The 25,349-nt window shown below is 60.9% G+C and carries 28 protein-coding genes; 16 read left to right on the top strand and 12 right to left on the bottom strand.

Features of this window, described 5'->3' with window-relative positions; translation table 11 throughout:
- Positions 1–16: 16 nt before the first annotated feature.
- Positions 17–3,370: a carbamoyl-phosphate synthase large subunit gene (gene carB / locus ACR0NB_RS09090; protein ID WP_480775461.1), complete on the bottom strand. Its 3,354-nt coding sequence runs from the start codon at positions 3,368–3,370 to the stop codon at positions 17–19.
- Positions 3,371–3,542: 172 nt separating this feature from the next.
- Here carB and ACR0NB_RS09085 point away from each other — a divergent pair, with 172 nt between their 5' ends.
- The 3 genes from ACR0NB_RS09085 to ACR0NB_RS09075 are packed head-to-tail and all read left to right on the top strand — an operon-like array spanning position 3,543 to position 5,946.
- Positions 3,543–4,676 (top strand): aminodeoxychorismate synthase component I, encoded by a 1,134-nt coding sequence (locus tag ACR0NB_RS09085; protein WP_480775460.1) that lies wholly within the window; start codon positions 3,543–3,545, stop codon positions 4,674–4,676.
- Positions 4,631–5,278, top strand: a complete 648-nt coding sequence (locus ACR0NB_RS09080; protein WP_480775459.1) for an aminotransferase class IV family protein — start codon at positions 4,631–4,633, stop codon at positions 5,276–5,278. Before ACR0NB_RS09085 ends, ACR0NB_RS09080 begins: the two co-directional genes overlap by 46 nt.
- Positions 5,275–5,946: a CPBP family intramembrane glutamic endopeptidase gene (locus tag ACR0NB_RS09075; RefSeq protein ID WP_170420286.1), complete on the top strand. Its 672-nt coding sequence runs from the start codon at positions 5,275–5,277 to the stop codon at positions 5,944–5,946. The genes ACR0NB_RS09080 and ACR0NB_RS09075 overlap by 4 nt, the downstream gene beginning before the upstream one ends.
- A 5-nt stretch (positions 5,947–5,951) precedes the next feature.
- Here the strand turns inward: ACR0NB_RS09075 and ACR0NB_RS09070 are convergent, their stop codons facing one another.
- Positions 5,952–7,178, bottom strand: a complete 1,227-nt coding sequence (locus ACR0NB_RS09070) for a class I SAM-dependent methyltransferase (RefSeq protein WP_480775458.1) — start codon at positions 7,176–7,178, stop codon at positions 5,952–5,954.
- A gap of 205 nt (positions 7,179–7,383) precedes the next feature.
- Here ACR0NB_RS09070 and aspS point away from each other — a divergent pair, with 205 nt between their 5' ends.
- The gene (gene aspS / locus ACR0NB_RS09065; protein WP_480775457.1) at positions 7,384–9,159 is read left to right on the top strand and encodes an aspartate--tRNA ligase; all 1,776 of its coding nucleotides are present in this window, start codon (positions 7,384–7,386) and stop codon (positions 9,157–9,159) included.
- Positions 9,160–9,422: 263 nt separating this feature from the next.
- On the opposite strand, the gene ACR0NB_RS09060 is transcribed toward aspS, so the two are convergent.
- Positions 9,423–10,142: a response regulator gene (locus ACR0NB_RS09060; RefSeq protein ID WP_480636560.1), complete on the bottom strand. Its 720-nt coding sequence runs from the start codon at positions 10,140–10,142 to the stop codon at positions 9,423–9,425.
- Positions 10,143–10,276: 134 nt separating this feature from the next.
- Here ACR0NB_RS09060 and mce point away from each other — a divergent pair, with 134 nt between their 5' ends.
- Together mce and ACR0NB_RS09050 are read left to right on the top strand one after the other, a co-directional pair.
- Positions 10,277–10,681 carry a methylmalonyl-CoA epimerase gene (mce, locus tag ACR0NB_RS09055; protein ID WP_093964690.1) on the top strand — a complete coding sequence of 135 codons (405 nt, stop codon included), beginning with the start codon at positions 10,277–10,279 and terminating at the stop codon, positions 10,679–10,681.
- Between the two features lie 22 nt (positions 10,682–10,703).
- Positions 10,704–10,979: a DUF1467 family protein gene (locus tag ACR0NB_RS09050; RefSeq protein WP_093964691.1), complete on the top strand. Its 276-nt coding sequence runs from the start codon at positions 10,704–10,706 to the stop codon at positions 10,977–10,979.
- Here the strand turns inward: ACR0NB_RS09050 and ACR0NB_RS09045 are convergent, their stop codons facing one another.
- Positions 10,980–11,681 carry an EI24 domain-containing protein gene (locus tag ACR0NB_RS09045; protein ID WP_480775456.1) on the bottom strand — a complete coding sequence of 234 codons (702 nt, stop codon included), beginning with the start codon at positions 11,679–11,681 and terminating at the stop codon, positions 10,980–10,982.
- Positions 11,678–12,256, bottom strand: a complete 579-nt coding sequence (locus ACR0NB_RS09040; protein WP_480775455.1) for a nitroreductase family protein — start codon at positions 12,254–12,256, stop codon at positions 11,678–11,680. Before ACR0NB_RS09040 ends, ACR0NB_RS09045 begins: the two co-directional genes overlap by 4 nt.
- A gap of 123 nt (positions 12,257–12,379) precedes the next feature.
- Here ACR0NB_RS09040 and ACR0NB_RS09035 point away from each other — a divergent pair, with 123 nt between their 5' ends.
- The gene (locus tag ACR0NB_RS09035) at positions 12,380–12,655 is read left to right on the top strand and encodes a DUF167 domain-containing protein (RefSeq protein WP_170364767.1); all 276 of its coding nucleotides are present in this window, start codon (positions 12,380–12,382) and stop codon (positions 12,653–12,655) included.
- Here the strand turns inward: ACR0NB_RS09035 and ACR0NB_RS09030 are convergent.
- A complete protein-coding gene (locus tag ACR0NB_RS09030) occupies positions 12,652–12,891 on the bottom strand; it encodes a hypothetical protein (protein ID WP_093964694.1) in 240 nt (79 codons plus the stop codon). The two genes, ACR0NB_RS09035 and ACR0NB_RS09030, sit on opposite strands and share 4 nt — an antisense overlap.
- 118 nt (positions 12,892–13,009) lie before the next feature.
- Between ACR0NB_RS09030 and ACR0NB_RS09025 the strand changes: the two genes are divergently transcribed.
- From ACR0NB_RS09025 to ACR0NB_RS09005, 5 genes are all read left to right on the top strand, one after another.
- Positions 13,010–13,708 (top strand): M48 family metallopeptidase, encoded by a 699-nt coding sequence (locus tag ACR0NB_RS09025; RefSeq protein WP_480775454.1) that lies wholly within the window; start codon positions 13,010–13,012, stop codon positions 13,706–13,708.
- Positions 13,705–14,073, top strand: a complete 369-nt coding sequence (locus tag ACR0NB_RS09020) for a YigZ family protein (protein ID WP_170365505.1) — start codon at positions 13,705–13,707, stop codon at positions 14,071–14,073. The genes ACR0NB_RS09025 and ACR0NB_RS09020 overlap by 4 nt, the downstream gene beginning before the upstream one ends.
- A 69-nt stretch (positions 14,074–14,142) precedes the next feature.
- On the top strand, positions 14,143–14,394 hold the full coding sequence (locus tag ACR0NB_RS09015) for a DUF6455 family protein (RefSeq protein ID WP_170365507.1): 252 nt from the start codon (positions 14,143–14,145) through the stop codon (positions 14,392–14,394).
- A gap of 17 nt (positions 14,395–14,411) precedes the next feature.
- Positions 14,412–14,684 carry a DUF6455 family protein gene (locus ACR0NB_RS09010; RefSeq protein ID WP_280525634.1) on the top strand — a complete coding sequence of 91 codons (273 nt, stop codon included), beginning with the start codon at positions 14,412–14,414 and terminating at the stop codon, positions 14,682–14,684.
- On the top strand, positions 14,681–14,938 hold the full coding sequence (locus tag ACR0NB_RS09005; protein ID WP_170357169.1) for a DUF6455 family protein: 258 nt from the start codon (positions 14,681–14,683) through the stop codon (positions 14,936–14,938). The genes ACR0NB_RS09010 and ACR0NB_RS09005 overlap by 4 nt, the downstream gene beginning before the upstream one ends.
- A 5-nt stretch (positions 14,939–14,943) precedes the next feature.
- On the opposite strand, the gene ACR0NB_RS09000 is transcribed toward ACR0NB_RS09005, so the two are convergent.
- Positions 14,944–15,186 (bottom strand): CDGSH iron-sulfur domain-containing protein, encoded by a 243-nt coding sequence (locus ACR0NB_RS09000; protein WP_170340652.1) that lies wholly within the window; start codon positions 15,184–15,186, stop codon positions 14,944–14,946.
- A 229-nt stretch (positions 15,187–15,415) separates the two neighbouring features.
- Between ACR0NB_RS09000 and ACR0NB_RS08995 the strand changes: the two genes are divergently transcribed.
- Positions 15,416–15,604, top strand: coding sequence for a hypothetical protein (locus tag ACR0NB_RS08995; RefSeq protein ID WP_244952318.1), 189 nt, complete (start codon positions 15,416–15,418; stop codon positions 15,602–15,604).
- A 58-nt stretch (positions 15,605–15,662) separates the two neighbouring features.
- Here ACR0NB_RS08995 and rimO read toward each other — a convergent pair whose 3' ends face one another.
- Positions 15,663–17,054, bottom strand: a complete 1,392-nt coding sequence (gene rimO / locus ACR0NB_RS08990) for a 30S ribosomal protein S12 methylthiotransferase RimO (protein ID WP_170365509.1) — start codon at positions 17,052–17,054, stop codon at positions 15,663–15,665.
- A 98-nt stretch (positions 17,055–17,152) separates the two neighbouring features.
- On the opposite strand from rimO, the gene ACR0NB_RS08985 reads away from it, so the two are divergent.
- Positions 17,153–19,132, top strand: a complete 1,980-nt coding sequence (locus tag ACR0NB_RS08985; protein ID WP_480775453.1) for an AsmA family protein — start codon at positions 17,153–17,155, stop codon at positions 19,130–19,132.
- A 31-nt stretch (positions 19,133–19,163) separates the two neighbouring features.
- On the opposite strand, the gene ACR0NB_RS08980 is transcribed toward ACR0NB_RS08985, so the two are convergent.
- Genes ACR0NB_RS08980 through ACR0NB_RS08965 form a run of 4 tightly spaced genes read right to left on the bottom strand, consistent with a single transcriptional unit; the run spans position 19,164 to position 23,726 of the window.
- Positions 19,164–20,660: a phosphomannomutase/phosphoglucomutase gene (locus ACR0NB_RS08980; protein ID WP_480775452.1), complete on the bottom strand. Its 1,497-nt coding sequence runs from the start codon at positions 20,658–20,660 to the stop codon at positions 19,164–19,166.
- Positions 20,661–20,675: 15 nt separating this feature from the next.
- Positions 20,676–21,509 carry a 3-deoxy-8-phosphooctulonate synthase gene (gene kdsA, locus ACR0NB_RS08975; protein ID WP_170340066.1) on the bottom strand — a complete coding sequence of 278 codons (834 nt, stop codon included), beginning with the start codon at positions 21,507–21,509 and terminating at the stop codon, positions 20,676–20,678.
- 5 nt (positions 21,510–21,514) lie between these two features.
- Positions 21,515–23,089 (bottom strand): KpsE/RkpR family capsule polysaccharide export protein, encoded by a 1,575-nt coding sequence (locus ACR0NB_RS08970; RefSeq protein ID WP_480775451.1) that lies wholly within the window; start codon positions 23,087–23,089, stop codon positions 21,515–21,517.
- Positions 23,067–23,726: an ABC transporter ATP-binding protein gene (locus tag ACR0NB_RS08965; protein ID WP_170371660.1), complete on the bottom strand. Its 660-nt coding sequence runs from the start codon at positions 23,724–23,726 to the stop codon at positions 23,067–23,069. Before ACR0NB_RS08965 ends, ACR0NB_RS08970 begins: the two co-directional genes overlap by 23 nt.
- 234 nt (positions 23,727–23,960) lie before the next feature.
- Here ACR0NB_RS08965 and ACR0NB_RS08960 point away from each other — a divergent pair, with 234 nt between their 5' ends.
- Together ACR0NB_RS08960 and ACR0NB_RS08955 are read left to right on the top strand one after the other, a co-directional pair.
- Entirely contained in the window at positions 23,961–24,548 is a 588-nt protein-coding gene (locus ACR0NB_RS08960; RefSeq protein ID WP_170592972.1) for a uracil-DNA glycosylase family protein, read from the top strand.
- Positions 24,541–25,329, top strand: coding sequence for an SseB family protein (locus ACR0NB_RS08955; RefSeq protein ID WP_480775450.1), 789 nt, complete (start codon positions 24,541–24,543; stop codon positions 25,327–25,329). Before ACR0NB_RS08960 ends, ACR0NB_RS08955 begins: the two co-directional genes overlap by 8 nt.
- Positions 25,330–25,349: the final 20 nt, after the last annotated feature.

Below are 25,349 nucleotides of genomic sequence, written 5' to 3'. Positions count from 1 at the left end.
TTGTCCGCTGCGGGCTTCAACCCTGTAGCGATTTGACCTCCACATCCCCTTCTGCCTGCGCCTTGATGGCTAACGCGGCGGCATGGCTGGCCGCGGCCGTGGTGTAGTAGGGGATCTTGTCATACAGCGCGATCGAGCGGATGGCCTTGCTGTCCTCAACTGCCTGCGCGCCTTCGGTGGTGTTCATGACCAACTGGACCTGACCGTCCTTCAGCATGTCCACCACATCGGGGCGGCCCTCGTAGACCTTGTTGACCACGTCACAGGGCACGCCCTTGGACTCCAGCCATGTCTGTGTTCCGCGGGTGGCCACCAGCGAGAATCCCTGCTCGACCAGAACCTGCGCAGCCTCGATCATCGCCGGACCCTTGTCGGCATCCTTGATCGAGATGAAAGCCCGTCCCTTGGACGGCAGCACCATGCCCGCGCCCATCTGCGCCTTGAGGAAGGCGCGGGGGAAGTCGCGGTCCCAGCCCATGACCTCACCGGTCGAGCGCATCTCGGGGCCAAGGATGGTATCGACACCGGGGAAGCGGGCAAAGGGCAGCACCGCCTCTTTCACCGAGAACCAGGGCATGTCCGGGTCGGCCAGGGTCATCTGGTCGGCGATCTTGGTGTCCTGACCTTCCTTGTAGGGCGGGCGTTGCGGGAAGTTCGACAGCGGCTCGCCCGCCATCACCCGCGCGGCGATCGAAGCGATTGCGCTGTCGGTCGCCTTGGCCACGAAGGGCACGGTGCGGCTGGCGCGCGGGTTGACCTCGATCAGGTAGATCTCGTCATCCTTGATCGCGAACTGCACGTTCATCAGGCCCACGACGTTCAGCGCCTTGGCCAGCTTGTAGGTCTGGTCCTTGATTTCGGAGATGATCTCTTTCGACAGCGAATAGGGCGGCAGCGAACAGGCCGAGTCGCCCGAGTGCACACCGGCCTCTTCGATATGCTGCATGATGCCGGCCACATGGACATCCTTGCCGTCGCACAGCGCGTCCACGTCCAGTTCGACCGCGCCGGCCAAATAGCTGTCTAGCAGCACCGGGCTGTCGCCCGAGACCACCACGGCCTCGTTGATGTAGCGCTTCAGCTGATCCATGTCGCGCACGATCTCCATCGCGCGGCCGCCCAGCACGTAGGACGGGCGGATCACCAGCGGGAAGCCGATTTCCTCGGCGATTTCCAATGCCTGCGCGTCGGTCGAAGCGATGCCGTTCTTGGGTTGTTTCAGGCCCAGATCGTTGACCAGTGCCTGGAACCGTTCGCGGTCTTCGGCCAGGTCGATCGCGTCGGGCGTGGTGCCCAGGATCGGAATACCTTCGGCCTCGAGCGCATTGGCCAGCTTCAGCGGGGTCTGACCACCGAACTGCACGATCACGCCGTGCAGGGTACCGTTCTGCTGCTCGGTCCGCAGGATCTCCATCACATGCTCGAAGGTCAGCGGCTCGAAATACAGGCGGTCCGAAGTGTCGTAGTCGGTCGAAACCGTCTCGGGGTTGCAGTTGACCATGATGGTTTCATAGCCCGCGTCGGTCAGCGCGAAACAGGCGTGGCAGCAGCAATAGTCGAACTCGATCCCCTGGCCGATCCGGTTGGGGCCGCCGCCCAGAATGACGACCTTCTTGCGGTCGCTGGGGCGCGCCTCGCATTCGACCTCGCCCATCGTGGGGGCCTCGTAGGTCGAGTACATGTAGGGCGTCTGCGCCTCGAATTCGGCGGCGCATGTGTCGATCCGCTTGAACACGGCGATGACGCCCAGATTATGGCGCGCGCGGCGCACGTTGGCCTCGTCGCGGCCGGCCAGATTGCCCAGACGCGCGTCGGTAAAGCCCAGCATCTTGAGCCGGCGCAGGCCGTCCTCGGTCATCGGCAGGCCGTCCTTGCGAACGGTGCGTTCCGCGTCGATGATCTCGCGGATACGGGCCAGGAACCACGGGTCGAACTTGGTGACGGCAAAGATTTCGTCGTCGGTCAGACCGTGGCGCATCGCCTGCGCGATGGTGCGCAAACGGTCGGGTGTCTGCTGGCTGATGGCCTTGATGACATGTGCCTTGTCGTCGCTGCTTTCGACCGCATCCCATGGGCCGATGCTGAGGCCCGGAATTTCAACTTCGTCAAACCCTGTCAGGCCCGACTCCATCGAAGCCAGCGCCTTTTGCATCGATTCGTGGATGGTACGACCGATGGACATGGCTTCACCCACCGATTTCATCGCGGTGGTCAGGTAAGGCTCGGATCCGGGGAATTTCTCGAAAGCGAATTTCGGGATTTTGGTGACGACATAGTCGATGGTCGGTTCGAAAGACGCAGGCGTGACCTTGGTGATGTCATTGTCCAGCTCGTCCAGCGTGTAGCCCACCGCCAGCTTGGCGGCTATCTTGGCGATCGGGAAGCCTGTCGCCTTGGACGCCAGCGCTGACGAGCGCGACACACGCGGGTTCATCTCGATCACGACCATGCGGCCGTCTGCCGGGTTGATCGCCCATTGCACGTTCGATCCGCCCGTTTCGACGCCGATCTCGCGCAGAACGGCGATCGAGCCGTTGCGCATGATCTGGTATTCCTTGTCGGTCAGCGTCAGCGCAGGGGCCACGGTGATCGAGTCACCGGTATGCACGCCCATCGGATCGACGTTCTCGATCGAGCAGACGATGATCGCGTTGTCGGCAGTGTCGCGCACCACCTCCATTTCATATTCTTTCCAGCCCAGAAGGCTTTCGTCGACGAGGATCTGGTTCACCGGCGAGGCATCCATGCCCGAGCGGCAAAAGTGGATGTAATCCTCACGGTTGTAAGCCACACCGCCGCCGGTGCCACCCAAGGTAAAGGCCGGGCGGATGATCGCGGGCAAGCCGATGCTTTCCAGCTCGTCCAGTGCCATTTGCACGCCGGCATCCAGATCGGCAGAACCGTCGGCTTTTTTGGGGGCGGTGACGATGGTGGCCTTGGGGTTTTCAAGACCCAGGCGGTCCATCGCCTCACGGAACAGCTTGCGGTCTTCGGCCATTTCGATGGCCTCGCGCTTGGCGCCGATCATCTCGACGCCGAATTTTTCCAGCACGCCCATCTCCTCCAGCGCCAAGGAGGTGTTCAGGCCGGTCTGACCTCCCATCGTGGGCAGCAGGGCGTCAGGGCGTTCCTTTTCGATGATCTTGGCGACGACCTCGGGCGTGATCGGTTCGATGTAGGTGGCGTCGGCCAGTTCGGGGTCGGTCATGATCGTGGCGGGGTTCGAGTTCACCAGGATGACCCGATACCCTTCCTCGCGCAGGGCCTTGCAGGCCTGGGCGCCGGAATAGTCGAACTCGCAGGCTTGCCCGATGACAATGGGCCCCGCCCCGATGATCATGATCGACTGGATGTCGGTTCTCTTCGGCATGGCCTGGCCCCTTCGATTTTGCACGAGTCGCGGGCGCCGCCCATGCGCCCAAATTGTCGTGCGTTATAGGGACCCGGGCAAAAGGTGCAAGGGGGATCGGAAACGGAAGCGAAATTGCCGCTTTCCCCCCTTTCCCTTGGCACCGTATTCTCTATATGCCGCTGAACGGCAGATGAGGAAGCAATTGCGCATTCGTTTCGATCAGGGACCCGCCGGTCCGGGCACCGGTTTCGACCGGCCCGCCCAGGTGATCCGCGCCGACCGGGCGGAGCAGGTGCCCCAGGCATTGGCGGCGCTGGATGACGCGCGCGCGCAGGGCGGCTGGCTGGCCGGATATGCCAGCTACGAGCTTGGCTATGCGCTTGAGCCGAAGCTGGCCGCAAGGCTGCCCGCGAACCGTCGATTGCCGCTATTGTGCTTTGGGGTGTTCGATGGCCCGAGCGCGCAGGAGCTGCCGTCCGGTGCGGCCGGGCTGACTGCGTTCCGGCCGCGGTGGAGCGAGGCGCGTTATGCCGAAGCCTTCCGCACCGTACATGATGCGATCGGGGCCGGGGACATCTATCAGGCCAACCTGACCTTTCCCATCGACCTGGAAACCGAGGGCGACAGCGCCGCGCTCTATGCCGCGCTGACCGCCGGACAGCCGGTCGGCCATGGCGCACTGGTCCAGCAGGACGGGCTGCCCGACTTGCTCAGCCGTTCGCCCGAGCTGTTCTTCCGCACCGATGCCGACGGGATGATCGAGACCCGGCCGATGAAGGGCACCCAGCCGCGCAGCGCCGATCTGGCCGAGGACGCCCGGCGGCGCGATTTCCTGTCCTCGGACGAAAAGAACCGGGCCGAGAACCTGATGATCGTGGACCTGCTGCGCAATGACATCAGTCGCGTGGCGCTGCCGGGAACCGTGCAGGTGCCCGAGCTGTTCAAGGTCGAGACCTACGCCACCGTGCATCAGATGGTGTCGCTGGTGCAGGCGCGGCTGCAGGTGGGGGCCGGGCTGTCCGACATCCTGTCGGCGCTGTTTCCCTGTGGATCGATTACTGGGGCGCCCAAGATCCGTGCGATGGAGATCCTGTCGGATCTGGAGCCCTGGCCGCGTGACATCTACTGCGGCACCATCGGCTGGGCCGCCCCGGACGGGCGGTCGGAGTTCAACGTCGCAATCCGGACCCTGATGGTCGAGGGCAATCGGGCCACGTTGAACGTCGGCGGGGGCGTCGTCTGGGACAGCACCGCCGCGTCGGAATATGAGGAAGCGCTATGGAAAGCCCGGTTCGCACACCAACTGAGCCTGATTTCCGCCTGATCGAAACCTTTGCGTTTCGGCCTGGGCAGGGCTTTGTACGTGTGACCCGTCACCTGCGGCGCATGGCGCGGACTGCGGACTGGCTGGGTGTTCGGTTCGACGTGCGGCGCTTCGGCGAAGTGGTGGACGGTGTGTCCGGTGCTGATCCGCTGCGGTGTCGGCTGACGCTGGACTTGACCGGTGTACCCAAGGTCACCACGGGGTCTTTGGCAGACAACCCGCCGGGCTGGACGGTGGGTCTGGCGACAACAAGGCTTACGTCCTCGGACATCTGGCTGCGCCATAAGACCACCCGCCGCGCGATCTATGATCAGGCACGGGCGGAATTACCCGACGGCGTGGACGAGCTGTTGTTCCTGAACGAACGGGATGAACTGTGCGAGGGCACCATCACCAACCTGTTCGTCGAAACTGAAGACGGGCGCCTTCTGACACCTCCGGTTGCCGCGGGCCTGCTGCCGGGCATCCTGCGTGAGGAGTTGCTCGAAACCGGACGCGCGGCCGAGGCAGTCTTGACCCTGCATGACCTGGCAGCCGCGCACCGGGTCTGGATGGGCAATTCCTTGCGCGGTTTGATCCCGGCCGAGGTGAGGCTGCCATGAGCGACCGCAGCTCTGCGCGTGGATTGCAGGTATCGAACCTGCGCCTGAAGGCTGAATTCGTGGCGTTCTATGTCGCGGTCCCCTTGCTGATCGCGGTTCTGTTTCCACCCGACTGGATGTTTCCGGCCCTGTTCTTCTTCACCGCTGTCGGGATCGCCCTGCTGCACCGCACCCCGGGCTTTTCCTGGGCCGAGCTGCGCTATGGCTGGCGCAACTGGCGCTGGGTCGAGGTGATCGGGTTCTCTCTGGCAATGGCGGCAATTTGTTCGGCCCTGGTGATGGCTACGCGCCCCGATGCGGCCCTTTTTCTGCTTCTGAACCGGCCCGAATTTCTGGCCGTGATCTGGCTGGGCTATCCGCTGCTGTCGGCGCTGCCGCAAGAGCTGCTGTTCCGCACACTGTTCTATCGCCGCTATCACGCGATCCTGCCTAACGGCGCGGCCTTGCCGTTGCTGAACGCCGGGCTGTTCGCCTTTGCCCACCTGATGTATTGGAGCTGGATCGTCACCGTGATGACATTCGCGGGCGGGCTGCTGTTTTCTTGGGCCTACCGCAAGCGTGGGTCGTTCTTCTATGCGGTGCTGCTGCACGCGATTGCGGGCAACATCATCTTCGCCGCCGGGCTTGGCGTGTTCTTCTATTCCGGCAACGTGCAGCGCCCGTTCTAACGGCGCTACTCGGCGGCGTCGCGCATGTCCTGATCGGGCTGATACAAATAGTCCCGCGTCAACGGCGCCGCGTCGCGGCGATGACCCAGCTGCAGTTGGAACACGGTCTGGTCACGCTCCTCAAACACCAGGATGCAGGCGGTCAGATAGAACCTCCACATGCGGATGAACCGGTCATCATACATCGCGCGCACCTGGTCCAGATTGCTTTCGAACCGGTCGCGCCAGGCGCGCAGGGTCAGGGCATAATGCAGCCGCAGGCTTTCGACATCCAGAAACCACAAGCCGGTGCGCGCCACGGGCTTGACGATTTCTTCGAGCGACGGGACATAGCCGCCCGGGAAGATGTACTTGTTCAGCCAGGGCGACTGGCCGGTGGGCGGCCCGTTGCGGCCGATGGAATGGATCAACGCCACGCCGTCGGGCTTCAACAGGGCTGCGACCCGGTCGAAATAGGTGCGCAGCTGTGGCGCGCCCACATGCTCCAGCATCCCGACCGAGACGATCCGGTCGAACTGATCCTGCATCTGCCGGTAGTCCATCAGCCGAATTTCGATGCGGTCGGTCAGCCCGGCCTGCTGCACCCGCGCGGTCGCGGTGCGGTGCTGGTTCTGCGACAGGGTCAGCCCGGTCACCTGCACGCCGTGGTCACGCGCCAGCGTCAGGGCCAGCCCGCCCCAGCCACAGCCGATGTCCAGCACCCGCATGCCGGGCTCCAGGCACAGCTTGCGCGCGATATGCGCCTTTTTGGCGGCTTGCGCCTGTTCCAAAGTCATCCAAGGCTGCTGGAAATAGGCGCAGCTGTACTGCATGTCAGGGTCCAGAATCAGCCGGTAGAAGTCGTCTGACAGGTCATAGTGATGCGCCACGTTGCGCCGCGCTGAGCGGACCGAGTTGCGCTGCAGGATTGGTCGCAGCAGATACCCGGCCCAGTCCTGGATCTGCTGCAGCAGGGGCAACGACCCGCTGGCCGCGCATCGAATCGCGATCCGCATGGCGCTTTCCAGGCCGCCTTCGTCGACGGTCAGGGTACCGTCCATGTAGCCCTCGCCAAATGCCATCTCGGGGCTGTGCACCAGGCGCGCCATCAATGCGGGGTCATGCAGGGCGATATGCGCCTCGGGCTGCGTGGCGTCGCCATAGGTGCGCGCCGTCCCGTCAGGATAGGTGATCCGCAGAGTTCCGCGGGTGATGAAACCCCGCAATACGCGATCCAAAACAGCTTGCCACATCGGCCGAACATCTCCTTGCTCAAGGGGCCTGGCTCCCGCGTGCCGGGAAAACTATTCGAGTTCACCTGTCCAAAAGATAGCGATTTTTTCGAATTTGTCTGCATTCCGGGCTCCGATGGAGGCGCATCGTGCTCCAACCCTTGACTTCCCGACCCGATCGCGGTGTATCGGCGCGACGAATTCAGCGCCCGAAGGGATATCATCCATGCACGCCTATCGCAGCCACACCTGCGCCGATCTGACCGCCGCCAATGTCGGTGAAACCGTCCGCCTGTCGGGTTGGGTTCATCGGGTGCGAGATCACGGCGGCGTGCTGTTCATCGACCTGCGCGACCACTATGGCGTGACCCAGGTTCTGTGCGACGGCGACAGTGCTGCGTTCAGCGCGTTGGAGAAAGTGCGCTCGGAATGGTGCATCCGCATCGACGGCACGGTCAAGGCGCGCGATGCCGAGTTGGTGAACCCCAAGCTGCCCACCGGCGAGATCGAGGTCTATGTCCGCGAACTGGAAGTGCTGGGCGCGGCCGAGGAACTGCCGCTGATGGTGTTCGGCGATCAGGAATACCCCGAGGAAACCCGCCTGCGCTATCGCTACCTGGACCTGCGTCGCGAGGCGATGCAGCGCAACATGGCACTGCGCTCGGACGTGGTGGCCAGCATGCGCCGCCGCATGTGGGATCAGGGCTTCCGCGAATATCAGACGCCGATCATCACCGCGTCCAGCCCCGAGGGCGCACGCGACTTCCTGGTGCCCTCGCGCCTGCATCCGGGCAAGTTCTATGCGTTGCCGCAGGCGCCGCAGCAGTTCAAGCAGCTGATCATGGTGTCGGGCTTCGACAAGTATTTCCAGATCGCGCCCTGCTTCCGTGACGAGGACCCGCGCGCCGACCGGTCGCCCACGGACTTCTACCAGCTCGACCTCGAGATGTCCTTCGTAACCCAGCAGGACGTGTTCGACACGATCCAGCCAGTTCTGACGGGAATCTTCGAAGAATTCGGCGGTGGCCGGAAGGTTGATCAGGAATGGCCGCAGATTTCCTACAAAGACGCGGCGCTGTGGTATGGCTCCGACAAGCCCGATCTGCGCAACCCGATCAAGATGCAGGTGGTGTCGGAACACTTCCGCGGGTCCGGTTTCGCGATTTTCGCCAAGCTGCTGGAACAGGAAGGTACCGAGATCCGCGCGATCCCCGCGCCGGGTGGCGGCAGCCGCAAGTTCTGCGACCGCATGAACGCCTTTGCACAGAAAGAAGGTCTGCCCGGTATGGGCTATATCTTCTGGCGCGATCAGGGTGAGGGGATGGAAGCGGCCGGCCCGCTGGCCAAGAACATCGGCCCTGAACGCACCGAGGCAATTCGCCAGCAGCTGGGCCTTGGGGTCGGTGACGCGGCGTTCTTCCTGGGTGGTAAGCCCAAAGCCTTTGAAAAAGTCGCCGGCAAGGCGCGCGACGTTATCGGCGAAGAGCTGGGCCTGACCGACAAGGACCGGTTCGCCTTCGCCTGGATCGTGGATTTCCCGATCTACGAGAAGGACGAGGAAACCGGCGAGATCGATTTCGAACACAACCCGTTCTCGATGCCGCAGGGTGGCATGGAGGCGCTGCAGGGCGACCCGCTTGAGGTCAAGGGCTATCAGTACGACCTGGCCTGCAACGGTTACGAGCTGGTGTCGGGTGCGATCCGGAACCACAAGCCCGAAATCATGCTCAAGGCGTTCGAACTGGCCGGCTACGGCGAGGACGAGGTCAAAAGCCGCTTTGGCGCGCTGTTCAACGCGTTCCACTATGGAGCTCCGCCGCACGGGGGCTGCGCCGCCGGTATCGACCGGATCGTCATGCTGCTTGCGGACGAGGCCAACATCCGCGAGGTCATGATGTTCCCGATGAACCAGCGTGCCGAAGATCTGATGATGCAAGCGCCTTCGGACCCGACTTCGGATCAGCTGATGGAACTGGGCCTGCGGGTCATCCCTCAGGAATGAGCCAAGGACCGTACCCAGAGTGTGAAAAACCTTTGGGTGCGGTCAAAACTACTGCGGTGGCGCGAAGCGAACTTTCCGCCAAGTACTTCAGTGCTTATCGGTGCCCGCGTTTTCCAAGTGGCTAAAACCCCTTGAACTTGAATTCAGTCCAGCCAGTTCGGCTGTTTTTCGCGGTTGGCGCGAATGGTCCGTGCGGATCTGCGGGTGTGCCAATACCACCAAGCGCAGAGCATGGCTGTTGTCACGAAATAGGCCAGTGTCATTCAGATCGCCTTTCGTCTTTCAAGACGGCTTTGGACAAGACCGGCAACGCGCGCAGCCAAAGCTGTTACCGGAGCGCCCTTGGCGCGCGAGGATGCGAGGTCATGGGCTGCTTGTTCCAGAACCGTGTCCTCGGCATCTCGGGCAACACCGCGCAGGAATTGCGCGGCATAGTCCAGCGTGCGTGAATCCGCAGGCCCGGTCAGAACATCTGCGATATGCGCCATGTCATCCTGATAAGCCAGCGGATCGGGGCAGATCTGTTCGTCTTTGACGGATTGGAGCGAACCCGGACGGCGGTCTTCGGGGAGGTTCTCCAGGATGGCCCTTTGGAAGCTGATCAGCGAATTCAACGGTTTCGCCAGAAAACCATCGGCTCCGGCTTGCAAGGCAAGCGTTTCGGCGCAGTTGTCGCCGGACATACCAAGGATGACGCTGATACGTGGGGAAACCGCGTTCAGTTCCGCGATCAGGTCTGCGCCAGAGCCGTCCGGCAGACCCATATCAACCACGATCACCGACGGGCGATAGATCTGAAGGTGCCTGCGCGCCGACCTCAGGCAATCGGCCCGGCGGATGCGGGCGCCGCTGTGCAGGCACATCAGTCGCATTGCATCACAGGCATAACGACTGTCCTCGACAACCAGAATGGTCTGACCCAGCAAAGGCCGGGTGGCGCTGGGGGCGACGGTGGATGGGGCGAACGGCACCGAATCGTCCATGGCAGAACTCCTTTCAGCAGATGCCTCACGCTAGGAACTCCTGGCTAACACAGGGTTAACGCGCGTTTTGGCGCACTTGCCCTTTGACAGGGCAGCCCCCATAAACGCTGCAACGCAGAACAGAGGAGACCGCCATGATTGGCCGCCTAAACCATGTCGCCATCGCCGTGCCCGACCTCGAGGCCGCATCCGCCCAATACCGCAACGCGCTGGGCGCCAAGGTTGGTGAACCTCAGGATGAACCGGACCATGGCGTTACGGTGGTCTTCATCGAACTGCCCAATACCAAGATCGAGCTACTGTACCCGCTGGGCGACGACAGCCCGATCAACGGCTTCCTGGAAAAGAACCCGGCGGGTGGCATCCACCATGTCTGTTATGAGGTCGAAGACATCATCGCCGCACGGGATCACCTGAAGGCGACCGGTGCCCGCGTTCTCGGAACCGGAGAACCCAAAATCGGCGCGCACGGCAAGCCCGTGCTGTTTCTGCACCCCAAGGACTTCAACGGGTGCCTTGTGGAGCTGGAGCAAGTCTGAGCCGGGCTGAGGAGGCGCCGAAATGACAATCACTGCTGCGCTGGTATTGTTCGCCGTGATCTGGTTCATGACCTTGTTGGTCGTGCTGCCGGTCCGCATCAAGACGCAAGGCGATCTGGGCGACATCGTGCCGGGGACCCATGCGGGCGCTCCGGAAGTTCACCACATGAAGAAAAAGATCTGGATCACCACCGGTATTTCTATCGTGTTGTGGGCGGTGATCGCAGGGATCATTGTTTCTGGCGTAATTTCAGTTCGTGATTTCGACTGGTTGAACCAGATGGAACCGCGCGAGTAATCAGCGCTCAGCCTGTCGCGATAGTCCATGAAAGATATGCGTGAATGTTGCGGCTCCGATGATCGGAATGACAAGGTTTACCAGCGGGATCGACAGGGGGATGGCCATCAAGATTCCGGCGACCCAGATCGTCCCGGCATGGCGTGCCCGCAACGCCCGCGCACCGTCGCGCCCGATCCGGCGCATGGCCGCCAGCGTGAAATACTCCCGACCCAGCAAAAACCCGTTCATTCCCCAAAAGATGAACGGAGCGAGGGGTGTGAACAGCGCGTAAAGGACCAACGCCAATACGTTGGCCACAATCAACACGCCCAAGAATCCCAGCGAGTCCAACAGTGCGTCCCAGATCGGGACGGACGGAACAGGGGGTAGGTTTGGGTAATGCCGGTCTTCAACGGCCTGTGCGACCTCATCCAGAAACATCGATGTGATGGCTGAGGCCACCGGCACCATCAGAAAGACCGGCAGGATCAGAACCAGAAAGATCCCTGAATAGTTCAGAACGTCGTTCAGCCACGGGACGTCGCCGAAAAATGGCAGCGATATCTCCTGACCAGCAAGGGCGTTGATGCCCCAAATCGCAACCGCACAGGCAACAACAAGCAGCACAATCGTCAGGCCGACACCGCGTATTAGCACCGATCGGAATCGAGCATCTCCAAGCTGCCCCAAGGCAGCGAAGAACGCGTTGAGGATGATCATTCCGTCACCCACTCGGTCATCGCGGCCACGTCCGGGCGGGGCCTTTCGGGCGGCGTGGCCCCTTCGGTTGCGATGTGAATCAGTCCGGCAATGCGTTCATTGTCGGCCAGGCCCAAACCGCGTTCGCAGAATTCGCGGTCGTGCGACTGCCAACCTGAAAGCCAGTTGGCACCCCAACCCGCAGCAAGGGCTGCGTTGAGCAGTGCAAGGCAGACCGCCCCGGCCGAGTAGGTTTGTTCGATTCCAGGGATTTTCGGCGATGGTTTTTGCACTTCGATGACGGCAACAGCGAGATGCCCCATATCGAACTGACTACGGGCCTTGGCAATGTCTTCGGGGCTTTTCCCCAGCGCAACGCCTCGTTCCTCGGTCAGATCGGCCAATCGCGGCATTGCGCCTTTTTCGATGACGATGAACCGCCAAGGTTCCAACTTGCCATGATCGGGGCTGCGAGCGGCTGCGGTCAGCAACGGGATCAATTCGTCGCGGGTCGGCGCCGGGGCCATCAACGTCTTGGCGGGCCGTGACCTGCGCGACTGCAGGAACTCGAACGCAGCCGGGTTTTTCAGCGTCATATGTTAAATTCCTTTACATGGTTCTGTCGTATCTCGGGCAGACACGCGCCGGTTTCAAGGGCAAGATGCAAAACTGTTGCATATTGTGCCACCCGGCACCGTCCAAATGCGGAAGAGAACGTGATGGCAAAACCGAAACTGCGAAACCTGCCGGACCTTGCGCATCTGGCGCGACCCGGGCAATCGATTCCCGTGCGGGTGACTCCCAAAGCTGCGCAGGACCGGATTTCTTTCGGCGGGGCGACAGTGCACATCGCTGTCACCGCCGTGCCCGAGGATGGAAAGGCGAACCTGGCCGTGGTCAAGCTGCTGGCCCGGGCCATGGGTGCCTCACCGTCAGCTTTGACGCTGAAAAAAGGCCATACAGGGCGCGACAAGGTCTTTGTCTACGATCCCTAGGCTGGTGTCTCCCTGATCTGGTAGACCCCTTCGGGCAGATCCAGAGCGGCGGCAAGATCGCGCACCTGTTCGGGCGAAAGGGTGATTTTCTGCATCTGGTCCGTTCGGGGGTCCAACTGCTCGATTGTTACGCACTCGGCGAAACTGTTGATCACCACGTCTTCTTGCAAAGGCTCCGGGCCTTCGTCCACCAGGGTAATGACTGTCGAGTCGAATTCATGCTCAATCGAAAACATGTTCCCAGACTGCCCAGCCTGCGATCGCAATGCAACCCGCTGATTGGGTTTCGGGCTGTGGTCAGGGGGGCCACATCGCGCTAAGCTTTCCTGCCGGCACGAACAGAAAGGATCCGGAATGCACCGCCTCAGGTTTTTGCTGGTCTTGGTTGTGTCCGCATGCACTGCGGGCGGGTTCATTGCAGTTGATGATTGGTCACCGTCCTCGCCCGAACTGCGCGACTCGGCACTGACGTTTCAGCAGGTCAGCAGGTCGGTCGGGGCGGCGGCGCAAAAAGTCTGTCAGCGCGAGACACCGGGGCAGAACTGCGATTTCGGCATTCTGATCGACACGGATCCGTTTGCCGAGCCAAATGCGTTCCAGACGTTGGACAAGGATGGGCGCCCGTTCATTATTTTCACGCAGGAAATGGTCAAGTCGACGCAGAACGCTGACGAGATGGCGTTCGTGATGGGACACGAGGCGGCGCATCACATCCTGGGCCACATCGCCCGGCAGGTAAAAAACGCCAAGGAAGGGGCTCGAATTTTCGGAGAACTGGCTGAGGCGCAAGGCGAGGACGCGGCCGGAATTGAACGTGCTCAGAAGCTGGGTGCCGAGGTCGGAGTTCAGAGCTACACGAAAGAATTCGAGCTGGAAGCGGACCGGATGGGAACTTTGATCACCTATTCGGCTGGGTACAATCCGCTGGTCGGCATGGCCTATTTCGGCCGGATTCCAGATCCGGGTGACCGCTTTCTGGCGTCTCATCCGCCCAATGCCAAGCGCATCGAAGTTGTTCTGGAAACAGCCGGCCAGCTCGGCCTGACCCAATGACCCAGATCCAGCGGATGGGGGTTGTTCTGACGGATCGAGGCTCGAAATACGCGGTGAGCGGTGCTCCCGTCAGGTCGCGGGATGAGGTCGATGCGGTATTGCGCGACCTTAAATCGGACAAGGCATATGCCAAGGCGACCCATAACACGTGGGCCGCGATTTTGCCGACCGGCGCTCTCAAGGCAGATGATGGCGAAACCGGTGCGGGGATGGTCATATTGCGCATGTTGGAACGCGCCGGTGTGCAGGATCACGTGGTCATTGTGACCCGATGGTATGGCGGCAAAAAGCTGGGCGGAGATCGTTTCAGGCGGGTCCAGGACGCCACACGGGCCTACCTTGACCACCTGGGGGTTGTCTCTTGACCTGAATCAAGGGCACCGTGGGGTTATGGCGCTAGGGTTCTTTTCAGCGAGACAGCGAAAGGAACTCGGATGTCCAGACGCGAAGAATTGCGCCGCCACGCCGCTTTGGTGGATCGAATGGCCCAGAAACTGGGCGTTGACCTGCAGGAGGCCGCAATCGGCGGTTCGGTTTCCATCGACGAAATCACCGACGCGGTGCTGCGCTGTACAGGCTGTACAAACCCCTATCACTGCGACCGCGCGTTGGCGCTTCAAAACGGCGACGGACGGCCACCGGAGTATTGCCGAAACCAGGATTTGCTGGCCAGGCTTGCACCCTAGCGCGGACGGGCAGAACCATGAACGTCCTTGGCCAGACCATGAAGCATGTACGCCTTGTTCTGCGGATGGGGCAGGCGACCGGCGTTGACCTTGTAGATGCCCATCTCACGGGTCGGCTCAGTCCCGACGAATGGGCGCGCATGGTGGGACGGTGCCGGGGCTGCGAGTGGGCTTGCGACTGTAGCGACTGGCAGACGCACCGAGGTGACAGGGTTGAGGCCCCGGAGACATGTCCGAACAGGAACCGATTCGCCAAACTTAAGACGCTGCAGAATCAGGAAAAACAATGAAACTTGTGCGACTCGGAGACATAGAAAAACACTTCTGGCTGACGCGGTCGGTTGCGCGCTGCATGGAAATCTCGCTGTCCGAAGCCATCGCCGAAGGGCGGCTGACCGCGCAGGGATACAGCGAAATGGTGACCCGTTGTCGAGCCGCTGACTGCAGCGAAAGATGTGCCGTCTGGCTTGCGTGCCAACAGAGCCGGGCGACCGCCGCCCCGGAATTTTGCGCGAATGCCAAGGCTTTGAATGCGCTGACCTGATTGGCCTAAAGCTTGGAATGGCTTCCGTCGCACAGCGGCGGATTAGCGGTTTGCTTGCATCCGCAGAAGAAGACCTTCTTGCTTGATTCTGCTACATATTTTACCGGCTCGATCCCGGTTTCCTTGTGCGAACCGTCGCAGAATGGCTGACGTTTGGAGCGTCCGCAAGCGCACCAGAAGTAGCTTTTGCCTTCAGTCACCTCGATGGGGTAGGGCGATTTCTGGGCGATTTGAGATCCTTTTGGCATTCTGGCGCTCCGGCTGTTGAAAGGGACATCCGAGAGCTTAGCCCAACGCAGAGAAATGTGTAGTTCGCGCGTCCCGGTCCGGCGGTGGCACGTCGCGGTGCAAGCGTGGATTCGCCTCTGATCACACGGATGTGACCGTATCTGTTGCCAGAAAGCCGAACTGCCCGTATCCTTAGCCTGGCCCCGAAAAGTTGGGCAATATCAGAAAAGTATTAAAGGATTGATGGACATGAAACTGAAATTCGCTGCCGCCGGCGCCTTTGTTTTGATCCTGACTGCTTGCTCGCAGCAGGAAGAGCCCACCCCGGTTTACGTTCAGCCAAGCTATGACAAATATGGCTCGCCCAGCTGTTCGGCAGGCTATGAACTGGCCACCACCGAGGCCGGCCAGACCGTGTGTAACCCGGTCACTCAATAAGCTTTTTGCAGACGGTCCCGATTTGGGGGCCGTCTGCCTTCGTCCGCCGGATGGCGGTTCAGCGCACCAGCTTCCCCCACAGATCGTATTCACCAGCCTCGTCGACCTGAACAAGGACGATGTCACCGGGTTTCAGGTTTTCGTGACCGTCGTCGATGAATAGGTTGCCGTCGATCTCGGGCGCGTCTGACTTGGTGCGGCAGGTGGCGGCTTCGGCATCCACCTCATCCACGATCACTTGGATCCTCTGGCCCACTTTCGACGCCAGTTTTGCTTCGGAAATCGCCTGGGCCTTTTGCATGAAACGCTCCCAGCGCTCTTGCTTGATCTCATCCGGGACGTGATCCGGCAAGTCGTTCGAGCGGGCCCCTTCAACGTTTTCGTATTGGAAGCACCCGACGCGGTCCAACTGCGCCTCATCCATCCAATCCAGCAGGGTCTGGAACTCGGCCTCGGTCTCCCCGGGGTAGCCGACAATGAAGGTCGATCGCAGCGTGATGTCGGGGCATATCGCGCGCCAGGCGGCGATCTCGTCCAGTGTCTTGGCGCCGGCAGCGGGGCGCGCCATTCGTTTCAGAACGTCCGGATGCGCGTGTTGGAACGGGATGTCCAGGTAGGGCAAAAGGTTGCTGCCTGCATCCGCCATCAGCGGGATCAACTCGCGCACATGTGGATAGGGGTAGACGTAGTGCAGTCGTATCCACGCATCCAGTTGGCCCAGTTCACGGGCCAGATCGGTAATGTGGCTGCGCACCTCCCGGTCTTTCCAGGGGTTCACGTCGTATTTTCGATCCAGGCCAAAGGCCGAGGTGTCCTGGCTGATCACCAGTAATTCGCGCACACCGCTGTCGACCAGTTTTTCAGCCTCGCGCAGAACGGCGTGAGCCGGTCGGCTGGCCAGTTTTCCGCGCATATCCGGGATGATGCAGAATTTGCACTTGTGATTACAGCCCTCGGATATCTTGAGATAGCTGTAGTGGCGCGGGGTCAGCTTCACGCCCGAAGCCGGCAACAGATCCACATACGGATTGGGATCAGGCGGAACGGCGGCGTGAACGGCATCCAGCACCTGTTCATACTGGTGCGGCCCGGTCACGGCCAGGATACGGGGATGATGTTCGCGGATGTAGTCCGGCTCGGCACCCAGGCACCCGGTCACGATGACCTTGCCATTTTCCACCAGCGCCTCGCCGATTGCCTCGAGGCTTTCGGCCTTGGCGCTGTCCAGAAACCCGCAGGTGTTGACGATCACGGCATCCGCACCTGAATAGTCGGGCGAGATCCCGTATCCTTCGGCGCGCAGGCGCGTCAGGATGCGCTCGCTATCGACCAGTGCCTTGGGACACCCCAAGGACACCATTCCGATGGTGGGTTGGCCGCTGCGCGGTGCGTCGGTGATCCGGGCTGCGGGTGCCAGATCGGGGCGTAGGTTTGGCGGGTTGGTGCTCATTGCGCGGCATATAGTGGGGAAATCTTCCCCTTGCAAATCCTTCGCACGCGAGGAACATCGAAGCTGAGGCAAAAAGCCGGCAAGGCAGAGAGCAAATCATGAAGTGGCTGATACGCATTCTATTCATTCTGGTTGCGGTCGCGGGGCTGGTGATCGGGGCGTTGCTTTTGATGCCCGGCGACAAGCTGGGCAAAATCCTCGCTGAACAGGTCAAGGCGCAGACCGGACGTGAACTGACGTTGTCCGGTGATGTCCGCCTGTCCTTTTGGCCGGTTCTGGGAATGGAAACCGGGCCGGTTACGTTTGGGAACGCGCCTTGGGCCAGCTCTGAACCGATGCTGAGCGCGCAAAGCCTGGCAGTTGGCGTGGATGCCTCAGCGCTGTTGGCGGGGGATGTGCGTATCCGGCGCGTCGTGGCCGAAGATCCGGTCTTGCGGCTGGAGCTGTCACAAGGTCGGGGCAACTGGGAAATGTCGGCGCCGCAAACCGGAGCGTCAAACACGGGCTCTGGCAATGCAGATGCGCCCGCACCCAACTCTGCGGCACCGACCGAGACCGGAACCGTGACCCTTGACCAACTGGAGCTCAGCAACGCGCGTCTGGTTTATGTGGAAAACGGTGTCCCTCAGATGGATTTTTCCGGGGTCGATCTGAAGGCCAGTTGGCCCGATGTCACTGCGCCGATGAAGGTGAGTGCATCAATGCCGGTGCCCGGTGGCGCGGTTGAGGTTGATCTGGAAATTCCTGATTTACCTGCCTTCTCCAGTGGTGCGGTGACGCCATTGGTTCTTGGCCTGACAGCGCCGGGCGGAGAGATCAGCTTTGACGGGCGCGTCAACTTGGCCGGTGAAATGGACGGAAAAACTCATGTCCGGACCACAAACACCGACGCGATGCTGGCCGCTTTTGGTCAGGGTGGGGTGTCAGTCCCCATGGGACTTGGACGGGTCGCGGATGTGTCCGGCCATATGACCTACACCAAGGATGGGCGCATTTCCTTGCGGGATATGCGGGCCGTTCTGGATCAGAACAGTTTTGACGGTGCCGCCGATATCGTTATCGCAAGCCCACCAAAGATTACTGCGCGGCTGAGTACCGGTGACCTTGACCTGACGCAGGCAACAGCCGGCAGCGCGCCCAGCAGCGGCGGCGGCACGGGCGGAGGGAAACAGGCGTCCGAAGGCTGGTCCCAGGCGCCGATCGACGCGTCACCCCTGTCATTGGCAAATGGAACGATCCGGTTGAAAGCCAATTCGATCGCCATTCCGGATATGACCTTTGGCCCCAGCGATCTGAGCCTCAGCCTGGATCGGTCGCGTGCGGTTCTGAAAATGGAACCGGCCACGCTGTTTTCCGGAAAGCTGACCGGAGAAGTCGTGGCCAACAATAGAAACGGACTGTCGGTCGGGGGCAACCTGACCGCCACCGGTATCGACCTCAAGCAGGCTTTGACCACATTGGGCGGTGTCGAACGTCTGTCCGGTACTGCGTCCGGAACGTTGCAATTCCTGGGGGTGGGGCAAACCGAAGCGCAGATCATGCGCTCACTCAGCGGCAAGGGCAGCGTGGATGTTGGCAAGGGGGTGATCGCCGGGTTTGATCTGGATCGTTTGATGGGGCGCGGCGAAGGCAGTGGAGGGACCACCGTCTTCAACAGCCTGACTGCCACCTACACGATGCAGGACGGCAACCTGACGAACAACGATCTTCTGATGCAGCTTGACAATTTCCGTGCCGATGGCGCGGGCCGTGTCGGGCTGGGTGCGCGGGATATCGACTATGTGTTCACGCCGGTCGCGCTGCGGGCGAACGGCGGCAATGGCATTGCCGTGCCCGTGCGGATCAACGGGCCGTGGAGCGATCCGTCGATCAAGCCCGACCTGAGCAAGGTGATCGAAGCTGCGACAGAAGAGAAGCTCAAGGAACTGGAGCAGGACGCGAAGGACAAGGCGCTGAAAAAGGTCGGAGAGGAGTTGAATACAACCCTTTCCGACAGCGAACAGGTCGAAGACGCGCTAAAGCAGAAGCTTGAAGATGAGGCCAAGAAGGGCTTGCTGAAACTGCTCGGACGGGATTGAGAAAGGGACGCCTCAGCGCCCCTTTTTTTGCTCAGATGGTCTGGTCGTAGTCGCCCACACCCGGTTCGGTGCGGATCACGGCGTCAATATCGGCGAAAATTGCCCGCATCTCATCTTCGCTCTCGCTGCTTTCGCAGACCACCACCAGGTTGGGCGTGTTCGAAGATGCCCGAACCAGGCCCCAACTGCCATTGTCGAGGATGACGCGGGCACCATTGACGGTCACGACTTCCTTGATCGGCCGACCGGCCAGTGTTTCACCCGCCTCGGCCTTGGCAACGAGCTTGTCCACCAAGCGGGCGAGGATGTCATACTTTTCGGTATCAGAAGCATAGGGCGACATGGTCGGGGTCGACCATGTCTTGGGCAGGGCGCGACGCAGATCGGACATGCTCTTTCCCGGGTTTCGGTCCATCAGTTTGCAGATTTCCACCGCGACCCGCATTCCGCAGTCGTATCCACGCCCGATTGGCTCGGCCAGAAAGTAATGGCCCGACTTTTCGAACCCGGCCAACGCGCCGATTTCCTTCACGCGCCGTTTCATGTGGCTGTGGCCGGTTTTCCAGTAATCCGCCTTGACGCCATGGGCCTGCAGTTCGGGATCGCTTGCAAACAGGCCGGTCGATTTAACGTCGGCCACGAAGGTCGCGCCGGGATGCAGCTTGGCCAAATCGCGGGCCATGATGACACCGACCTTGTCGGCAAAGATCTCCTCGCCCTCGTCATCGACCACACCGCAGCGATCGCCGTCTCCGTCAAACCCAAGCGCGAGGTCCGCCCCGCTGGCTTTGACGGCGTCTGCCATGTCGTGCAACATCTCCATCGCTTCGGGGTTCGGGTTGTAGTTGGGGAAGGTGTAATCCAACCGGTTGTGGCTGGGTACGACCTCGACGCCGATCCGCTCAAAGATCTCGGGGGCAAAGGCAGATGCGGTGCCGTTCCCTGTCGCGCACACCACCTTGAGGGGGCGCGACATTTTGAAATCACCGACCAGATCGTCGATATAGGCCTCTTTCACGCCGTCCACGAATTCATAGGACCCGCCGGGGCGTGCCACGCCTTCGCCGTTCAGCACGATATCGCGCAGTTCGGCCATTTCGTCAGGGCCGTGGGTCAGAGGACGGTCAAAGCCCATCTTCACCCCGGTCCAGCCGTTGGGATTGTGGCTGGCCGTCACCATGGCGACCGCGGGAACATCCAGGTGGAATTGGGCGAAATACGCCATCGGGCTGAGCGCTGGGCCAATATCCTTGACTTGGATACCGGCCTGCATGAGGCCCAGAATCAACGCATTCTTGATCGCCAGAGAATAGTCGCGGTAGTCGTTGCCGACCGCGATCAGCGGCTCGATCCCACGCTTGTGCATCTGAGTGCCCAAACCAAGACCAAGAGCCGTCATCCCCGGCAGGTTGATCTCGTCCGGGTATTTCCAGCGGGCATCGTATTCACGAAACCCGGTGGGTTTGATCATCGCATCGCGCAGAAAGCTCCAGGTGTTCGGGGTCACCTCGGGGATTGGTTTGGTCATGGAAAATCTCGATCGTTAAATCTGAACTGGGTTGGCCTTGGCCAGGGCATCGAAACGCATCAATGTGTCAATCAGTTGGCCCATTTGGTCCAACGGGATCATATTCGGCCCATCAGACGGCGCCGTGTCCGGATCCTGATGCGTTTCAATGAATACGGCACCGACGCCCAGGGCCACGGCCGCGCGGGCCATTACCGGTGCAAATTCCCGCTGCCCGCCGGACGAGCCGCCTCGGCCACCGGGCTGTTGAACGGAATGGGTTGCATCCATGACAACCGGATACCCGGTTTGCGCCATTTGCGGCAGGGATCGCATGTCGGCGACAAGCGTATTGTAGCCAAACGAGGTTCCGCGCTCGGTCAGCAGGATGTTGTGGTTGCCCGTGCTTTCGATCTTTTCGACGATGTTCGGCATTTCCCAGGGGGCCAGGAACTGACCCTTCTTGACGTTGACGGCCTTGCCTGTTTCTCCGGCTGCCAGCAGCATGTCTGTCTGGCGGCACAGGAAGGCCGGGATTTGCAGAATATCCACTGCTTCGGCCGCTATGGCACATTGCGCTTCAGTGTGGACATCCGTCAGGACCGGAATACCCATCGTTTTGCGAATGTCATCCAGCACCTTCAGCCCGGCCTCGATCCCCATGCCGCGTTTCCCGGACAGGGACGTACGGTTGGCTTTGTCATATGAGGCCTTGAACACATACTGTGCCCCCGCGGCTTCACAGGCTTCTTTCATCCTTCCCGCGATCATCTGTGCGTGATCCGCCGTTTCAAGCTGGCAAGGGCCCGCGATGATGGTCAGCGGAAGGTCGTTGCCAACGGTGACGTTGGCTATTTTTACATGTTTCATGAGCTCTACGAGGATACCTGTTCACGAAGGACTGACGTAGTCAGCGAAATCATCAGGTAGATACCAGCAAACAACAGGAAAGCCAAAATCGTATTTTCGAACTTTCGCGGATAGGTGGGCTCCTGACTGGCGACCGGGTTCACGGAGACGGTGAGGTATCGAACCTTGCGGTTGGCCTCGGTCCGGGCGGTTTCCATTTGCTGCATGGCCGATTGCAGCATCATGTCCCGTGCGGCCAGATCGGCCTGTGCCATCTGGATCCGAACGCTCAACCGCGCCAGCGAGTTTTCGCCGGCGGAGGCGTCCAGCATCTCGGCATTGAGCTCTTCGAGCACGGCCTCAAGCCGGTTGATGTCGGCTTGGACGCCGTCGACCTTGGCTTTGTTCGGCCGAAGGTTGTCCAGCAACGCTGCCAGTTCCAATTCCTTGTCTTGAAGCTGTATCTCGATCTCGTTGATGCGGGCGCGCAGCCCGGCAATCACGTTTTCGGGGTCCAGAACGGCACCCTGCAACTGCAGTTCGATCAGCGCTTCCTGGGCTTTGCGCCGTTCTTCCTGAGCGTCCTCGAAGGACTGCAGAGCGTCCCGCATCTGATCTTCGCGCTTCAGTTCGGTGAGGCCGTTGATCTTTTCTTCGGCGTAGGAGATCAGCAGATTTGACAGGTCGACGGCAGTGTCCGGGTCGGGTGCCGCAACCTCCATCCGGATGATACCGTCGCTGGGATCATAGCCGATTGTGACCATTCGCTTGTACAGTTTGAACGCCTCTTCCAGCGTGGCGTCCTGAGGCAGTCTTTGAATCGGATCTATCCAGTCCTGCTTGAAAATCTCGGCAAAACCAGTGTCCCGTTCCAGACGGTTGAGCGCATCCTTGGATTCAAGGAACTCCTGGGTCGCGACCGAGTCCTGCGTGGTTGCATATTGCGTCCCGGCCAAAAGCCCGCCGATCTCACCAGCGCCACCATCTGCCTGTAGAATGGAAAACGCGGACTCGCTGGCGTACATCGGAGTGGCTACGCGATAGAAGTAATAGCCGACAATAATCGTGGGCAGCAGAACAAAGGCGAATAGACGGGCAAACAGACCAAACAGCTTTCGTCTGCGCCGACGGGCGATATCCTTCTGAATCTGGCCGATTTCGAATTCGCGCCGCTGTGCCGGGCTCCATTCGGGGCCGGGAAGGGTCTGTTGCTTTTCTTTTACCGTTTGCGGCAGCTGGATCGTGACCTTGTCTTTTGGCTGGTCTTCCGCATCCGCGGTATCGGAAGAACCCGCCGCAAAATCCAGAAGGTTGGAGCGCGGAAACGGATCGATCCCCTTCTTTCGTAGCAGACGGACGGAATCGTAGTCCGACGTCGCGGCCAGACCGTGTTTCTGCGCCATGCGTCGGGCTATGCGCAGCTGACGACCGGTCAATCCTTCTTTCTTGATGGCATCCAGCTCGGTTCCCGCCGGGGCTTCCTCGGCCGGTTGGGTTGCTTTTCGGATGCGCGAAATCGCCTCGGCACGCGCCTCTACCGTGCCTTCGGCCTGCGAGGCATGGTTCGGGTCGTATTTCTTAACCTTGGGTTTGGTAGTCATATAGCTGCATCGCCTCTTCCAAGGAGTCAAACATATGAAGCTGCCCATCCACAAGCACGGCGGCCTGGCGGGCGAATTTTTCGAGGGTTTTGGGATTATGTGACACAATCACCAAAGTCGTGGTTCGCAAGCGTTCCTGCAGGATTGAACCCGCTTTTTTGTTGAATTCGACATCGGTGGTGGCAGGCATACCTTCGTCGATCAGGTACATGTCGAAATCCAGGGCCAGCATCAACGAAAAGGTGAAACGGGCGCGCATGCCGGCTGAGTATGTCGCCAAGGGTTGGTTGAAATACTCGCCCAAGTCGCACATCCAGCTGCAGTAAGCCTCGACATAGTCGGGGTCCATTCCATAAATCTTGGCGATGTAACGGGCATTCTCGAGCGCGGACATCTTCTTGGAAACGCCGCCGGCAAAGCCCATGGGGAAAGACACCCGACACTCTCGGCGGATCACACCTTCATCGGGTTTTTCGAGCCCGGCCATCATGTTGATAAGCGTGGTTTTTCCGGTGCCGTTCGGGGCCAGAACGCCAAGTGATTTTCCCAGCTCGACCCGGAACGAAACCCTGTCCAGGATCACCTTGCGGCGAGTCCCGGTCCAGAAGGACTTGCTGACATTCTCGAACTCAAGCATTCACGGCCTGCTCATGTTTTTGCTTTGGGTGCGGCCACCGGTGGCTGGCTGACGGCCGGTTGTTCTACCGCTCCATGTTGGCCACATTATGTCGAAATATGAAACAAATGTTCAATGCGCGTTCGATACGCCTGGCCACAATTGTGACGCATAGAGCCGACAACTGGATCGGTTTGCGGGAACGACTATGATCCATCCTAGGATTGCAACAAGCGCCAAACGGCGGGAGATGAGGTGAAGCCACTTGTGGAAGAAATCAGATCGTGCAGGTTGTGTGCCGACCGCTTCGCTGCGACTGCGACCGCGCATCAGCCGCGCCCGGTGGTGTGGTTCCGCCGCGGTGCGCGCATCCTGATTGCAGGGCAAGCACCCGGGGCACGGGTCCATCAGAGCGGCCGACCGTTCACCGACCCCTCAGGCGACCGGCTGCGGGATTGGCTGGGGTTGGAGGAAGAGCAATTCTACGATCAGGCGCGGGTTTCGATCGTTCCGATGGCGTTTTGTTTTCCGGGGTACGATGCGCGAAAGGCGGACTTGCCGCCGCCGGCGATCTGTAAGAAGACTTGGCATCATAGGGTCATGAGCGAACTTGGCGATGTTCCGTTGACCATCCTTGTCGGTGGGCACGCGCATAAATTCCATCTGGGCGTACAAGCTTCGGTGACCGATACGGTGCAAAAATGGCAACAGAATGCGCCGCGGGTATTTGCCTTGCCTCATCCGTCATGGCGCAATACGGCATGGCTGAAGAAAAATCCCTGGTTCGAAACGGACCTGCTGCCGGTGCTGCGTGCCCGGGTCAAAGAGGTGATGGATGACTGACACGACCGCGCTGGACATTGCGCATGCCCAGATGGAGGCCGACCCTCAGAACGATGCCGCGCGTCTGAGGTTTTTCGAACGGCTCGCGGACAACGAACTGTTTCTGTTGCTGACCGAAGAGGCGCGAGACGAAAACATCTCGCCCGAGCTGTTTGACGTTGCTGATGGCCGTTTTGTGCTGGCCTTTGACCGCGAAGACCGACTGGCGCAGTTTGCGGGCCGTCCTGCCCCATATGCCGCTCTGTCCGGACGTGTTCTGGCGGGAATGCTTGCAGGGCAGGGCATTGGGTTGGGGCTAAACCTCGAGGTGGCGCCGTCGTCGATGCTCATCCCCGCCGAAGCGTTGGCCTGGCTTGCGGAAACCCTCAGCCATGCCCCGCAAGAAGTGCAATCCCGTGTGACGGAGTTCCTTCCGCCCGCGGGGTTGCCCGACATTCTGCTGACGGCGCTAGACACCAAACTGGCCACAGCTTCAGGTCTGGCCTCCGCCGCATATCTCGCCGGAACCCGCGCCGAGGGTGGCGGGCAGGGTCATCTTCTTGGTTTCGTTGACGCGGTCCCCGGTGCCCAGACGGCCTTGGCCAAGGCGGTGTCCGAAGCTCTGACATTTTCGGGGATTGAGGCTGGTGCCTTGGATGTCGGGTTTTTTGCGGCCAGCGATCCTGCCGCCGCAGCATTGGCGAAAGTGGGCCTGCGATTTGATATCCCCGAGCCAGTGCGCGCCTCCGGGTCCCGACCAGCGCCCGGAAGCGACCCGGACAGCCCCCCGATCTTGAAGTGAAGTCGAGGCTTCGGCGCAGG

This window comes from Ruegeria sp. CG3 (genome assembly GCF_056537205.1).
Note: the sequence above shows the minus strand (reverse complement) of the source record. Positions and strands in the feature narration are given on the sequence as shown.